At 34.8% G+C, this 13778-nt stretch carries 16 protein-coding genes; 3 read left to right on the top strand and 13 right to left on the bottom strand.

Going from position 1 to position 13778, the window contains the following annotated elements; all coding sequences use genetic code 11:
• Positions 1-3 precede the first annotated feature (3 nt).
• The 6 genes from hydA to V5E38_RS03510 all read right to left on the bottom strand — a co-directional run bounded on the left by hydA (position 4) and on the right by V5E38_RS03510 (position 6338).
• Positions 4-1404, bottom strand: a complete 1401-nt coding sequence (gene hydA, locus V5E38_RS03535; RefSeq protein ID WP_499212234.1) for a dihydropyrimidinase — start codon at positions 1402-1404, stop codon at positions 4-6.
• The gene (gene preA, locus V5E38_RS03530; protein WP_499212233.1) at positions 1401-2708 is read right to left on the bottom strand and encodes an NAD-dependent dihydropyrimidine dehydrogenase subunit PreA; all 1308 of its coding nucleotides are present in this window, start codon (positions 2706-2708) and stop codon (positions 1401-1403) included. The genes hydA and preA overlap by 4 nt, the downstream gene beginning before the upstream one ends.
• A 16-nt stretch (positions 2709-2724) precedes the next feature.
• Positions 2725-4062 (bottom strand): NAD(P)-dependent oxidoreductase, encoded by a 1338-nt coding sequence (locus tag V5E38_RS03525; RefSeq protein WP_499212232.1) that lies wholly within the window; start codon positions 4060-4062, stop codon positions 2725-2727.
• A 375-nt stretch (positions 4063-4437) separates the two neighbouring features.
• The gene (locus tag V5E38_RS03520; protein WP_175495574.1) at positions 4438-5007 is read right to left on the bottom strand and encodes a TVP38/TMEM64 family protein; all 570 of its coding nucleotides are present in this window, start codon (positions 5005-5007) and stop codon (positions 4438-4440) included.
• Positions 5008-5216: 209 nt separating this feature from the next.
• Positions 5217-5906 carry a zinc metallopeptidase gene (locus V5E38_RS03515; protein ID WP_499212231.1) on the bottom strand — a complete coding sequence of 230 codons (690 nt, stop codon included), beginning with the start codon at positions 5904-5906 and terminating at the stop codon, positions 5217-5219.
• A 15-nt stretch (positions 5907-5921) separates the two neighbouring features.
• Entirely contained in the window at positions 5922-6338 is a 417-nt protein-coding gene (locus V5E38_RS03510; protein WP_499213504.1) for a MerR family transcriptional regulator, read from the bottom strand.
• Between the two features lie 184 nt (positions 6339-6522).
• On the opposite strand from V5E38_RS03510, the gene V5E38_RS03505 reads away from it, so the two are divergent.
• The 3 genes from V5E38_RS03505 to V5E38_RS03495 are packed head-to-tail and all read left to right on the top strand — an operon-like array spanning position 6523 to position 10195.
• On the top strand, positions 6523-7962 hold the full coding sequence (locus V5E38_RS03505; protein ID WP_499212230.1) for a spore germination protein: 1440 nt from the start codon (positions 6523-6525) through the stop codon (positions 7960-7962).
• Positions 7959-9056, top strand: a complete 1098-nt coding sequence (locus V5E38_RS03500; protein WP_499212229.1) for a GerAB/ArcD/ProY family transporter — start codon at positions 7959-7961, stop codon at positions 9054-9056. The genes V5E38_RS03505 and V5E38_RS03500 overlap by 4 nt, the downstream gene beginning before the upstream one ends.
• Positions 9053-10195, top strand: a complete 1143-nt coding sequence (locus V5E38_RS03495) for a Ger(x)C family spore germination protein (RefSeq protein WP_499212228.1) — start codon at positions 9053-9055, stop codon at positions 10193-10195. Before V5E38_RS03500 ends, V5E38_RS03495 begins: the two co-directional genes overlap by 4 nt.
• A 153-nt stretch (positions 10196-10348) precedes the next feature.
• On the opposite strand, the gene V5E38_RS03490 is transcribed toward V5E38_RS03495, so the two are convergent.
• Genes V5E38_RS03490 through gvpN form a run of 7 tightly spaced genes read right to left on the bottom strand, consistent with a single transcriptional unit; the run spans position 10349 to position 13771 of the window.
• Positions 10349-10627, bottom strand: a complete 279-nt coding sequence (locus V5E38_RS03490) for a gas vesicle protein (RefSeq protein ID WP_499212227.1) — start codon at positions 10625-10627, stop codon at positions 10349-10351.
• Positions 10628-10640: 13 nt separating this feature from the next.
• Entirely contained in the window at positions 10641-10925 is a 285-nt protein-coding gene (locus tag V5E38_RS03485) for a gas vesicle protein K (RefSeq protein WP_499212226.1), read from the bottom strand.
• Entirely contained in the window at positions 10900-11100 is a 201-nt protein-coding gene (locus V5E38_RS03480; protein WP_499212225.1) for a gas vesicle protein, read from the bottom strand. Before V5E38_RS03480 ends, V5E38_RS03485 begins: the two co-directional genes overlap by 26 nt.
• Positions 11097-11903, bottom strand: a complete 807-nt coding sequence (locus V5E38_RS03475; RefSeq protein WP_499212224.1) for a GvpL/GvpF family gas vesicle protein — start codon at positions 11901-11903, stop codon at positions 11097-11099. Before V5E38_RS03475 ends, V5E38_RS03480 begins: the two co-directional genes overlap by 4 nt.
• The gene (locus tag V5E38_RS03470) at positions 11900-12136 is read right to left on the bottom strand and encodes a gas vesicle protein GvpG (protein WP_499212223.1); all 237 of its coding nucleotides are present in this window, start codon (positions 12134-12136) and stop codon (positions 11900-11902) included. Before V5E38_RS03470 ends, V5E38_RS03475 begins: the two co-directional genes overlap by 4 nt.
• Positions 12133-12885 carry a GvpL/GvpF family gas vesicle protein gene (locus V5E38_RS03465; protein ID WP_499212222.1) on the bottom strand — a complete coding sequence of 251 codons (753 nt, stop codon included), beginning with the start codon at positions 12883-12885 and terminating at the stop codon, positions 12133-12135. The genes V5E38_RS03470 and V5E38_RS03465 overlap by 4 nt, the downstream gene beginning before the upstream one ends.
• A gap of 1 nt (position 12886) precedes the next feature.
• Entirely contained in the window at positions 12887-13771 is an 885-nt protein-coding gene (gene gvpN, locus V5E38_RS03460) for a gas vesicle protein GvpN (protein ID WP_499212221.1), read from the bottom strand.
• Between the last annotated feature and the right edge of the window lie 7 nt (positions 13772-13778).

The raw sequence follows: 13778 nt of genomic DNA, 5'->3' as shown, positions 1-13778 counted from the left end.
TTACTAATCTTCTATTAAACTAGTTTCACCATACTTCTTTCTCTTTAAGTACTGTCCACTACCTGCATTACCAACAAATTGCTTCTCTTTTATGACAAACTCTCCACGAACTAAGACACTCACTGGCTCACCAGTTACTTCCATCCCTTCGAATGCGTTATAGTCGACTGCCATATGGTGTGTTTCAGCAGAGATTGTTCTTTTTCTATTCGGATCAAAAATAACCAAATCAGCATCAGAACCTACTCCAATTGTTCCTTTCGAGGGATATAAACCAAATAGCTTTGCACTTCTAGTAGAAGAGATGTCAACGAATTGATTTAAAGATATTCTGCCTTTTTTAACGCCTTCAGAGAACAAGATGCTTACTCGGTCTTCAATCATTGGTCCTCCGTTTGGAATTTTTGAAAAATCGTCTCGGCCTAGATCCTTTTGACCTTTGAAGTCAAAAGAACATTGATCGGAGCCTAAAGTTTGAAGATTTCCATTTTTTAATGCATTCCATAACACATCTTGGTTCCATTTTTCACGAAGTGGTGGAGACCAAACGTATTTTGCACCTTCAAATTCAGGCTTTTCTAGCATAGACTGATCAAGCACTAAGTATTGTGGGCATGTTTCTCCCCATATATCAATTCCATTATTTCGGGCTTCTGTTATTTTTTCAACAGCCTCCGCGCAAGTAACATGTACCACATATAATTGTGAATTTGCAAGTCCAGTTAATGTAGCCGCTCTTCCTGTCGCTTCACCCTCTACTTCTGGAGGACGTGTCAATGCATGGTAAATAGGTTCTACCTTTCCTTCAGCTAAAGCTTGATTGATTAAATAATCTACAACATCTCCATTTTCTGCATGCACCATGACTAATGCCCCATATTCTTTTGCTGCTAATAACGTACGGTATAAAGTCGCATCATCAGCTTGAAATACATTTTTATAAGCCATAAATACTTTAAATGATGTAATTCCCTCTTTTTCTATTACTCTAGGTAACTCTTGTAATACTTCATCATTTATTTCGCCAATCATAAGATGGTAACTATAATCAATCACTGCTTTGTTTTTCGATTTTTCATGCCATGTTTCAATGGATTTTTGGAGTGGCTCTCCTTTATTCGTTAAACAAAAATCAATAATTGTCGTTGTCCCACCAAAGGCAGCTGCAATCGTTCCTGATTCAAAATCATCTTTTGTGACTGTTCCACCAAATGGCATATCTAAATGCGTATGTGGATCTACTCCACCTGGAAAAATATAATGATCTGTTGCATCAATCATTTCAGCATCCGTACAATCTAAATTTCGTCCAATTGCAGTAATTTTATTTTCCTCTATTAAAATATCAGCCTTGTAAGTATCCGTTGCAGTAACGATCGTTCCATTTCGAATGATTTTCTTCATTTTCTTTTCCTTCCCCCCTTTAAAATTGAATATTGGTTAGATCGTGCTAATAGCTTTAAAGCTTGTTGGCGATCATTCCAAGTCATCGAAGGCTGTTTACTTGGAATTTCTACCATGTTAATTGCATCTTCCACCGGACAGACGATTTTGCATAAATTACATCCTACGCAGTCTTCCTCCCGAACCTTTAAATATGACTTTCCATTTTCATCTACTGACATATCTATACATTGGTGAGATGTATCTTCACAAGCAATATGGCATTTATTACAGTTAATGCATTCCTCGGTATCAATCCTAGCAACTACTTGATAATTTAAATCTAAATTTCCCCAATCTGAATATTTATGAACTGCTTTCCCTACTAGCTCCGTTACTGAGGAAAGACCTTTTTCATCTAAATAATTATTTAAACCATCAATCATGTCTTCAACAATACGGAAACCATGATGCATTGCTGCAGTACAAATTTGAACGCCAGTCGCTCCCATTAATAAAAACTCTACTGCATTTTGCCAATTTGAAATACCACCAATCCCGGATATTGGAACTGATATCCGTGGATTCCGTGCACATTCTGCCACCATATTTAATGCAATAGGTTTTACTGCAGGTCCACAATAACCACCATGTGCTCCCTTCCCGGCAACATGGGGAATTGTATTCCAAGAATCTAAATCTACTCCCATTAAACTATTAATTGTATTAATCATACTGACTGCGTCAGCTCCACCTCGAACTGCCGCTTCAGCCGTTACGGTAATATCAGTAATGTTTGGAGTTAGTTTTACAATGACAGGTGTCTTCGCAACTTCTTTTACCCAAAAAGTTTGTTGCTCTACTAATTCAGGAACTTGACCGGATGCAGATCCCATTCCTCTTTCTGCCATTCCATGTGGACAGCCAAAGTTCAGTTCTAAACCATCAACCCCAACATCCTCTACTCTTTTTACGATTTCGTGCCATTTATATTGCTGCGGTTCAACCATAAGTGATGCGATAATCGCTCGGTCAGGAAATCTTTTTTTCGTTTCATAAATTTCTTTTAAATTTACTTCAAGAGGTCGATCGGAAATCAATTCAATATTATTAAATCCTGCAACTCTTTGTCCGTTAAAGTTAATTGCAGCAAATCGTGAGGAGGTATTAATAATTGGTTCTCCTAACGTTTTCCAAACAGCCCCACCCCAACCAGCTTCAAACGCGCGTTGTACTTGATAACCCGAATTTGTTGGAGGTGCAGAAGCTAGCCAAAATGGGTTAGGTGACTGTATACCCGCAAGATTGATTCGTAGATCTGCCATGAAAGAAAACCTCCTTTTAAGTGTTTAACTGTTTATGAATCGCATAAGCTACTTCTTTTCCTTGTTGTGCTGCAGTCACTACCATCGCTTCTCCTTGCCCTTTTCCAAAAATGACATCACCACACGCAAAAACTTTAGGATTAGACGTCTGAAATGTTTCTTGGTTAATTTTTACAACGCCATCTTTGTGTTCTAAATGAAATTGTTCGATTAACTCTGTATAGCGAGTTTGCCCGATCGCTTTTATGACTCCATCTACCGGAATCGTGAAATTGGAATCAGGAATAAGTACAGGCCTGCGGCGACCGTCTTTTCCAACATCACCTAATTCCAATTGAACACACTCAAGTGCAATTACTTTTCCATTTTCACCAATTATTCGTATAGGTAATGTTAGCCATCGGAATTCCACACCATCTTGCTTAGCAAAATCATATTCAAATTGATAAGCACTCATTTCTGATTGTGTCCTACGATATAAAATTTTGACATTGCCTGCACCTAAACGAACAGAACATGTCGCAGCATCAATTGCAGTATTGCCCGCACCTATTACAGCAATGTTTTTACCAATAAAACGATTTGATAGCTCCCCGGATTTTGTCTCTTTTACAAAATCAATCGCATCGTATACTCCGTCCAAATCCTCTCCCTGTATATCTAGCATCGGAACTTTCCCCATCCCTATAGCCAGAACGACCATATCATAGTTTGCTAATAATTCATCTGAAGAAATATCTGAACCGACTCTAGTATTCGTTTGAATTTTGACATCCAGGTTTTCAATTTGCTGAACTTCCCAGCTTGATATACACTTTGGTAACCTAAAAGAAACGATTCCATAACGATTTAATCCTCCAGCATGATTTTCCGCTTCAAAAATAGTTACTTCGTAGCCTAAGAGGGCAAGTTCACGAGCAGCTGCTAAACCGGAAGGACCACTACCAATGATTGCAACAGATTTTCCGTTCTTTTTTCCAGCCTTAAATAATACTTGATTATTTTTTATCGCCCAATCAGTTGCATACCGTTGTAAATTGCCAATCATAATCGGTTTTGTAGAAGATTTTAGTACACATGCACCTTCGCACAGTTCTTCTGTAGGACAAACACGAGCACAGCTTGCTCCAACAGGATTAGATGACATAATCGTTTTCGCTGATCCCTTTAAATTGCCTGAACCAATTTTCTTTATAAACGTTGGAATGTCAATCCCAGTTGGACATGCTTTAATACATGGGGCATCATAGCAATAAAGACAACGATGTGCTTCTTCAAATGCTTCCCGATCGGATAATCCAGAATGTACTTCTTCAAAGTTCTTCGATAAATTCTCTAACGAAACTCTATTCACTAACAACACCCTCCTATTAGGCTATAAAGTTACTTTTTAAGAAAGCGGATTATACGATTTATCCAATGATTTTCTATCATTCATTCCATACAACAGTAAAATTTCAGCCGTTTTCAAGTAAGAATTAATTACTTTCAATCTTTCTAAAAAGGTAAAGCTTTTTCTAAAATTGAGGTATTTCAATATATGATTAAATAAATTAATTTAGACATGTTTATGTAAGGGTTGTCAGTTATTAACTAATGATTATGAAAGCTTACTACTTAAAAGTTAAAGATAGTTATCCTTTTCGGTTTTAATTCCATTTTAGTTAGTTGTATTATAAAAAAAAAAGCTCAAACCCTTATATTAGGTTTGAGCTTTTTTACATCTTTTTTAAATTTTATTCTTCACAAAAACAGTAAATCGTTTTCTATAAAAATAGATTAGCAAGACGATAATTAACAGTCCCAAAATAACTTTACCGAATAAAGTGAACTCTAGCACTTGATTAACAGAATACGATTCAAATAATATGACTGGTAACTTACCAAACAAACTAGCTAACATGAAGCTTGACCATGTGATTTTCCCAAAGGCTGCAAACAATGTAATCAAACTAGATGGAATAAAAGGAATAAAACGTAAAAATAGCACCCCGTAAAAAGCTTCTTTTCCTTCTAAGCTTAATAGCCTATTTAATCCTTTAAATTTTGTTGAATTACTAATAAATCTTTTTTGTAAACCCTTTCTATATAAAACGAATGATACGAATGTACCAACTAATTCACCTATGAAAGAGACTAAAAATCCACCAGTAAAACCGAATAATTTAATATTGATCGCTGTCAAAAACCAAGCTGGTATAATACCAACAATACTAATTAGAACATTAATTAGAATACTCAAGATGACAGCATAGTCTTTGTATGTATTTAAAAAATGTTCAATTGCCGAAAGTGTCATAATTTTCCCCCATTTTTTTAACCACTTAATTGTACAACATTTAGTATTAAAAAAGCTAAGGTTACAAAAATACATAAATCTTCCAAAAATAAAAACCTATTTACTATTTTAGACATCGAAATTTTAAACATACTAACCAATTTAAATTTAATTTTTCAAACAAAAAAGATGATTTCGAATACATCACGAAATCATCTTTTTGACTAATTTTATTCTTCTTCAGTTTGTCCTTGGAAAAATATAAATAAATATTTTACTAATTCTAAAACTGAAATTAAGGTTGCCGCTAAATACGTAAGAGCAGCAGCTCCTAAAACCTTATTTACACCTTTTCTGTCGGAATCGTGGATCATTCCTCCTGCTAGCATTAATTTCTTTGCTCTTGAACTTGCATTATATTCAACTGGTAAAGTGATCAATTGAAAAGCTACTGCTACTGAGAATAGTAAAATCCCTACTCCAATTAAAGAAAATGCTTGAAGTAAAAATCCTGCTAGTAGTAGTAATGGAGCTGCTCCTGATGCAATGTTAACAATAGGAAAAATTCGATGACGAAGTGTTAAGAAACCATATGAGGTATCATGCTGTATCGCATGACCTACTTCGTGTGCTGCGACTGATACAGATGCAATCGATCTTCCATAGTATACTTCTTCTGATAAACGAACTGTTCTTGCCATAGGATCATAATGATCTGATAAACGGCCAGGTACTACTTCCACTGGTACGTGAGGTAAATTATTATTATTTAATATATATCTAGCTACTTCAGCTCCAGTTAATCCTCCTGATGCTGGTACTTCAGCCCAGTGATTAAAACTAGATTTCACTTTAAATTGTGCCCAAATCGATAATCCGAAGGCAATTAAAATAAGGAAATCCATAGGATGAAAAAACATTCACATTCTCTCCTTTTAAAGAATAAATGACAATAACGTCTGAATTAATTCTGATGTTTGTGACGTTAACTGACGGATAATATTTAGTTTTTGTTCTTCAGTTAAATTTTCTAGTAAATATTTTAATTGTGACAATTCATTCTGTAACTGATTCATATGAACAGTTACTTCCTCTGTTAGAGGGGCAATACTCTGATCTGGAATCATTGATTTTTTCTTATCTAAAATCTCTTTTATTTCTTGGAGTGGTAAGTGCATTGATTTGCATTGCTCAATAAATTTTAACGTTTCTAAAGAAGCTTCATCATAAAAGCGATGCCCAGAATCTGAACGTTTCGGTTCAAGTAATCCAAGATTTGTATAATAATCAATTGTGCGCTTAGACACTCCCACTTCTTTTGCTAGTTCTCCAATTTTATAGACAATCCCAATGTTTTCACAACCCTTCTATATGTATTATATGTGAATTCAATAAAAACGTACAGTAAAACGTTCTGTTGTTCAAAAATAAAATTTAAAAAAACAGAAAATATCTACATTTTAAAGGACCGAATAGTAACAAAAATAATGGGAAAAATAGGATAAAATTACCAACCACAGAAACGAGGAGCATTAAATGATAGCAGACCGAAATATAGACAAAAATGAAAAATCGCTTCGGGAATTGCTATTTAATAGTTCTGATTTTAAATCAAGTGATTTCGGGAGCAATGACCGACGTTACCGGTTATTTTATATGGATACCATGATCGATGATAAATCGGTGCAAGAATTTATTATACGGCCTTTGCTTAACAATCCAAATGTCAGTGTACGTGAAGCCGTTTCAATTCTCGATTACAGTGAAACGGAACTTCTATCCGTTGCTTCTAATGCGCTAATTGAAGGTAAATCAGTTGTCCAAATCGATGGCGAATCAAAGCTTTATCTACTTAGAACCGAGCTAATTAAAGAACGTTCAGTAAACGTTCCAATGAATGAACGTGTTTTACGTGGATCACACAAAGCATTTAATGAAAATCTGAATACGAATCTCAATATTATTCGAAACCTTGTTGCTACACCGGATCTTGTCGTTAGGTATTTTCAAGTTGGGCGTAGGTCGAACACAAAGGTTGCTATAATTTATTTACAGTCACTTGCTAATGATGTTGTTTTACAGGAATTTGAACGTAGAATTACTAATGTTGATATAGATTATATTGATGCGCCAGGATTTTTTCCAGAACTAATACAAGATAAAAAATTCACTCTATTTCCAAAAACGCTCATAACAGAAACACCAGACCGAGTAAAATCTTACTTGATGGATGGAAAAATTGGTTTTTTAACCGATGGTGCGCCAGAATGTGCATTCGTTCCAATTTCGTTTTGGGCATTTTTTCAAAGTCCAGATGATTACCAAGTTAGTTGGTTATTCGGAAGTGTATTAAGATTTCTACGTATCCTCTGTTTTATATTTGCAATTAGTTTACCTGGAATTTATGTAGCACTTGTGACTTTTGACCCTAGAGTTCTCCCATTAGAATTTGCACTAACCTTGCAAAGCTCTATGCAATACGTTTCTATGCCACCAGTATTAGAAGCAATCACAATGCTAGCCATACTCGAGATCTTAAAAGAAGCAACTGTTCGTTTACCAAATCCAATTGGTCAGACGATTGGTGTCGTCGGTGGTATCGTAATTGGAACCGTCGTTGTTCAATCCAATCTAATTTCAAATATGATGGTAATCATTACAGCACTTACCGGTATTGCTTCATTCATTATACCTTCGTATGAAATGAGTAATACTGCTCGCTTATTAACTTTTCCTTTTATCGTCATGGCTGCAGTTTTTGGCTTAATCGGATTGGAAATCTCATATTTGTTAGTTTTAACACATTTATCTCGGATGAATACATTTGGGATTCCGTACTTTTATAATTGGTTTAACGGCGATACGATTAAAGATACGATTTTTAGAGCACCGATTAGGAGCCTGAAAAAACGTCCTATAGAAAGCCTTGCTAAAGACGAAACTAGAATGGGAAGTCCTAAGGGGGAGACTGAATGATTCAATTAAAAAAGATTTCCATTAATCAACTTATTTGTCTTGTAGTATTGAATCAAGTCGGTGTCAGTGTTTTATCAATCCCTTATAAAATGTCTCAAATATCAGGCTATGACTCCTGGATGTCTCTTATTATTGGAGGGATCATAGCTCAAATTGGAATCCTGGTTGTCTATCAACTTGGAAAAACCTATCCCGATCGACCGATACAACAGTATATTACTTCAATTACCGGAAAACCATTAGGATTGATTTTAAACTTGCTATTTGCAGCATACTGTGCAGAATCTTGTTTGATGATCGTTGTTTCTTATGCAGATGTTATAAATCGATGGTTGTTATTTGAAACACCTTGGTTCGTTCTAATCGGCCTAATAATTTTAATCGCTGGGTATATTGCTTCTTCAACACTTCGTTCAATATCAACTATTACACAATCTATAATGCTTATGTTCTTTTTATGTTTTGTAATCATTTTTATTAGTGGTTTTGGAAACGGAGATATACGTCATTTTCTACCAATCGGTACTCATGGGATTGCTCCGATTTTAAAAGGTGCTCTCCCAGCATTTTGGGCGTTTGCTGGATATGAGCTTCTTTTGTACGTATTTCCATATGTAAAATGTAAAAAAAAGAAAGATATTTTAGTTGCTATGTCTGTCGCTAACGGGATCACAACACTTTTTTACATATTTATAGCTTTTATAGTGACGTACAACTTTAGCGAAAAGCAATTAAATCATATCCCGGAACCATTGATTTTTATTCTTCGTAAGTTCAGATGGCCAATAGTACAAAGTCTAGATATACTCTTTATAACCATTTGGCTATCAGTATCTTTAGTTACAGCATATATTTACTTGTTCTTGTCCGCTCGTTATTTAGCCTTTCTTGGTAAAAAAGAAATTCAGAAACATTCACTTTTAGTGTGGGTTATCACAATCTTATGTTTTGTGGCAGGAATATTGTTTACTGAAAGACAGCTGATTCCCAAATTTTCTAAATATCATAACATTTCAACAGCAATCATCATTTTGGGATTGCCTACAATACTTCTACTAATATCTATTGTAAAAAAAAAGGTGGCGAGTAAATGAAAAAAACCTTTATTTTATTGCTTCTATTGCCACTTCTAACCGGATGTTGGGATCGATTGGACTTAAAAAAGCTTCATCTGGTTGATGTAAACGGTTTTGACCTTAACGAAAAAAATGGTGGAGTAGATGTTTTTTTTCTCATCACTAAGCTTAAAAGCACTGGACAAGGTACAGGTGAACCTATTTCTGAAGTGACAGTGCTTAAAGGACCAACATTAGCAGAGGCAATTGGCCAGTGGGAATTTACTGAGCAGTCTCCTTTCATAGGGATTAGTACTAGGGTTACTTTAATAAGTAAAAGTTTCGCTTCAGTTGATCCTGTTTCAGAGCTAGATTTTTTACTCAGAGCACCCTATTCGTCTATTAATACCCCCATATTTGTAGTTGACGGGGATCTTTCGAAAGTATTTGAAAAAGCTTCAGATCCAAAAAAAGAGTTTTCGAAAGATTTAAATGAGTTTGTTGTCTCAATGGAGAAGAACAGAACGATTCCAACTGTTTCGAAGATGAATTTTATACAATCCCGAGATGATCCTTTATGTGATATAGCATTACCTATGCTAAGTCCAATAAATTCGCACATGGAACTAAGTGGTGCGTTATTATACCGAAGTGGTAAGCCTACTGGTAAAGCACTTGATAGAGATCAAGTAAAACTGATGATGTTACTGGAAGGAGGAACTAAAGGAAGGCAAAGATTTACTGGTAATTTGGAAAGGTTGACCGGAAATTTATCAGGTAAAAATGGCGAAAAATCATATTCTGAATCTGCGAAAAAAAATAATTATGGGTTTACTGTGAAAAGGAACTTTTCAAAAATAACCGTTTCCAATGAGAAAAATAAATTTCCGAATATCAAGATAAAAGTAAAGATGCAAGTTAGTACTTTCGAACTTGGTAAAGAAGGTCATAAGATAAAACCTGATTATGCTAAAATGGAAAAAATTCTAAGTAAACACTTTGAAAAAATGGCATTGGAAACAATAAAGACAATGCAATCAGCAAATGCAGATGTTCTCGGTATTGGAAGGGAATTAAAAGCATTCCATCCAACTATTTGGAAGTCTTTAAATTGGAGAAAAGATTATCCAAAAATGACGATTGAACCGAAGATTGAGATTGATATTCTTAATACGTAGGAGTTTTAAGCTTGTTTCAATGAAAGCATAGAGTTTTTACATGTGAAAGTTTTTATTTTTATAAAAATGTAATGCAGCAGCCCAATTGGGTCGCTGCATTATTGATATGATAGAAAATCTACATAAGAATATGGACAAAGCCATTTGACCACACTACTCATCTTGCTGTATACCAAGCTTGTCTTCTATCCGATTAATCCGATCATTCAAAAGCTTGCCTTTTACACTTGAATTAAAATACGGATCATCCTGCCACCAATTTAACCCAATTTCCATCGCTTTATCGATTGAAGCAACAACAAGACGAATTTTAATTGTGAGTAATTCGACATCTGCCAAAGCGATTTTAATATCTCCTGCGATGACGATTCCTTTATCTAAGATTTTCTCTAAAATATCTAAAATATTAGTAGATTGTGCTGAATGTTGCATGTTTTCGCCCTCCTTACATTAAGTTTCCTAAAGGTCCTAAATCTATATTTAAGTCTTTTCCTTCAAGTCCAAAAACAATCTTTAATTCTTCCATCTTTTCTTCTAAATTTAAAAGAGCTATACCAAGATTTTCAATTTGTTCATCCGTAAGTGTGCCGCCCTCAACCCTTTTCATAGCTTGCCGTTCTACTAGTTGCCTTAGCAATTCCAAAATTGTAAGCACTAGTTCTGCTAATCCGTGTTCAACATCTTCTGGATTCATATTAATTCTCTCAGCTATTCCCCGATTCGCTGACATTTTTTATCCTCCTATCATGCATCGATTCTACTGCTGTTACTAGTAAGCAAATATTCACATAGACCAAGTCAATATCCGCAATAGAAAGAATGAGATCACCAGTAATAACTACGCCTTTATCTAAAACTCCATCTAATATATCTAATAATGTGATATTATCATTTTTACTGTTCATGTCTTTCTAGAATCCAAACTTGCAAAATGATAGAATGGCCATGGTCCAGAAATCTCAACAATAATTCCTTTATCCACATACTTTTGACTAAATTCATTTAGTTGCAGTTCAAATTTCTTTCTGCTGTCTTTTAAAATTAGAGAAGTACTGTTGTAAATCATATCGACATTTCTTCCAGTAGCATTTCGGCTCCAATTTTCTCTTGTTTTATTGCCAAACGTTGAATTAATTAGTGTATTATCCAAGGATTGAGTTATTAAACGTAGTTCAGTTTGCGCTTCATTTTCGAGTAGTTGTGCTTGTTTTTTCTTCATAAAGAATTGTTTCCCAGGAGATAATACTTTCAACTCATCCCTCATATTTTGGATTACTTTACTATGTCGCTCCAATACTTTAAAAAATTTCGTTTTATCATAGTACATCTTTACATTCCATTCCTCTTTTTCTTTTAATTGTTCAAAAAGAGAAACGATATTAAGCTGCTCCTGCGACAAATCCTCTCTTAATTTTTCAATACTTGAATAGATCGTACAAAACTTAGAAGGAAGAAATAAGTAGTTTTTAGAATAAGTCACAATTGTTTCATGATGATGAACTGCATTTTTGTGTACCCATTTTGGATTGTCCATCTTCTCTTTTAGAACAGATTCGCCAACTTCTTCCTCTCTTAAATAACAGAAAACTGCGGTTACTTTTTCAACAATTTCAAAACAAGTTTGATCACTGTCAATCCCCTTCACTGCATAAAAAGGTGATTCTTCTAGTTGATTTGTCGGTAGCAAACCATATAAATAAATGCTCAATTGTCTGCCTCCCGTTCTTTCGCTTTTGCGACCTGATACCGCAAAAGTAATTCCTCTTCCTGTTGTTCATAAATGCCCTGTGAAATTTCTCCTAATTCATACATCATTTGTAGACGGATCAATTGTTGCTCAATCGATTTCGAGTCAAATAAAACGCGATCAGCTTCCTCCTTTATTTTTTCACCTAATAGAATGATTGATTTTAGTGGAAAGGCTAAAGCTTTAAAAATCATGACCGATCTCCTGCCGTTATCGTTAACTGAATAAAGTTATAAGCAGGCCATGGTCCAGAGTATTTAAATTCTACTTTATTCTTCCATAGTTCATAGAGCTCATTAACTTTTTTATCAAAGATTTCTTCTTGGTCGCGATTGATTAAAAAAGCAGCATTAAGAAGCATTGTTTCGTATATAGGAGGGTTTGATTTAGAGGCACTCGAAAGGGTAGAAAGGGGTGAATAAATCGCTTTGTATAGACTGTGGTGCAGAGAATAAAAAAAGTCTTTTGTTTTTTCTCCAAGTTTAATCTTTTCATAAAAAGCTGCTTCTTTCTGCTGATTTACCTTATCCTTAAGTTTTTGTATTTCTCCATTCATCCGTATTTCTTCTTCTAACCACTCCTTGCGTGCAATGATTTTTAAACCAAGCTCAATTTTATTGTTTATTTTCTGAAAGATTGATTGCAGTTCCTCATACAGTTTTTCTAGTAATAATTGGATCTCTTCTGAAGCGGAAAATACATTATTAAAACTCATTGGAACGACGGTAAACCGTTGCATAACAAAAGAGATCACACTTTGATGGGCTAGTAAATTTGCACGAGTTGGAAGGTAGTCCTGATCAGGGACATCTGCAACAATCATCACAATTTCTTTATATCGGACTGGATATAGTTTGATTTCCTTTCCTTCCCACTTTGTGTAACCAAAATCGGGATCGCTATTTGTTTGGATGATACAAAATGGATAAACACCTTCGCTCATTTCAACTTCCCTCCATTTGTAAACTAACAGATTTTACAATGAATTGTTTTGCTTGTGAATAGGTTTGAACTTTACCAGCTTGTTTTAGATGAAACCAAAAAATATCTGTGCATAAGCTCTGAAACTGTTGATCATAAATTGTAATGGGAATATTATTTTGAATTGCAATCACGGCTAATTTGAAAGAAGTACGGAGACTTTGAGGTTCAAATTTTCTACATTGAAAACGGACAAATTGCACTAAATTAACAATATAAAGACATTCTTTTTCAGATAATCCAGTTATTTGTGATAGGATGGTGCACTCTGTTTCATCATCCATTTTTTCTAACGGAATCGTAATCATGCGGTCTAGTAGAGCATCTTGCGCTTCAAATACACCAACATACTCCTGCGGATTGCTTATAAAAATAACGGAAAAGTTAGGATGCACTGGCAAAAAAGATTCCTTCCTTTTCATTCCATATAGAGGAATCACCCTTTCTTCCAAAATTGATAAAAATAAGGTGTTAGTTTCTGGGTGAGATCGAGTGAATTCATCATAAATCAATGTATATCCTTTTGTTGCAGCTTCTATTAAGGGACCGTTAACCCATGTTTCTTTGATTGTTTCTTCCTTTTTGTAAACGGAATGAATATAATTATCAATCATTTTTTTCTTGGTAAATCCGTTAAAACTACCAAGCAAATCCTTATTAGTCATTTCATGATTCCCATGAATTAACAGTGATGGTCGACCCATTTGTTTTGCAATATGAAGAGCAAGCGATGTTTTTCCAACGCCCGCTGGTCCTGTAAGATGAACTGAAAACCCAGACTTTAAATAAGACAGTACCCTTTCTGTTAAGCTATTCAAATAAGGAGACGATATAAAACTTTTTTCCATAGTTCTT

The organism is Rossellomorea sp. GAMAL-10_SWC (assembly GCF_049568075.1).
In the GTDB taxonomy this organism is placed as follows: Bacteria; Bacillota; Bacilli; order Bacillales; family Bacillaceae_G; genus Gottfriedia.
This window is presented reverse-complemented; position numbering and strand designations above follow the sequence as displayed.

What these genes read in the sequence shown, in the direction of transcription:
- hydA (WP_499212234.1), bottom strand. Translation starts at nt 1,404, where the DNA reads ATGAAGAAAATCATTCGAAATGGAACGATCGTTACTGCAACGGATACT.
- preA (WP_499212233.1), bottom strand. Translation starts at nt 2,708, where the DNA reads ATGGCAGATCTACGAATCAATCTTGCGGGTATACAGTCACCTAACCCA.
- V5E38_RS03520 (WP_175495574.1), bottom strand. Translation starts at nt 5,007, where the DNA reads ATGACACTTTCGGCAATTGAACATTTTTTAAATACATACAAAGACTAT.
- V5E38_RS03515 (WP_499212231.1), bottom strand. Translation starts at nt 5,906, where the DNA reads ATGTTTTTTCATCCTATGGATTTCCTTATTTTAATTGCCTTCGGATTA.
- V5E38_RS03505 (WP_499212230.1), top strand. Translation starts at nt 6,523, where the DNA reads ATGATAGCAGACCGAAATATAGACAAAAATGAAAAATCGCTTCGGGAA.
- V5E38_RS03500 (WP_499212229.1), top strand. Translation starts at nt 7,959, where the DNA reads ATGATTCAATTAAAAAAGATTTCCATTAATCAACTTATTTGTCTTGTA.
- V5E38_RS03495 (WP_499212228.1), top strand. Translation starts at nt 9,053, where the DNA reads ATGAAAAAAACCTTTATTTTATTGCTTCTATTGCCACTTCTAACCGGA.
- V5E38_RS03490 (WP_499212227.1), bottom strand. Translation starts at nt 10,627, where the DNA reads ATGCAACATTCAGCACAATCTACTAATATTTTAGATATTTTAGAGAAA.
- V5E38_RS03485 (WP_499212226.1), bottom strand. Translation starts at nt 10,925, where the DNA reads ATGTCAGCGAATCGGGGAATAGCTGAGAGAATTAATATGAATCCAGAA.
- V5E38_RS03480 (WP_499212225.1), bottom strand. Translation starts at nt 11,100, where the DNA reads ATGAACAGTAAAAATGATAATATCACATTATTAGATATATTAGATGGA.
- V5E38_RS03470 (WP_499212223.1), bottom strand. Translation starts at nt 12,136, where the DNA reads ATGATTTTTAAAGCTTTAGCCTTTCCACTAAAATCAATCATTCTATTA.
- V5E38_RS03465 (WP_499212222.1), bottom strand. Translation starts at nt 12,885, where the DNA reads ATGAGCGAAGGTGTTTATCCATTTTGTATCATCCAAACAAATAGCGAT.
- gvpN (WP_499212221.1), bottom strand. Translation starts at nt 13,771, where the DNA reads ATGGAAAAAAGTTTTATATCGTCTCCTTATTTGAATAGCTTAACAGAA.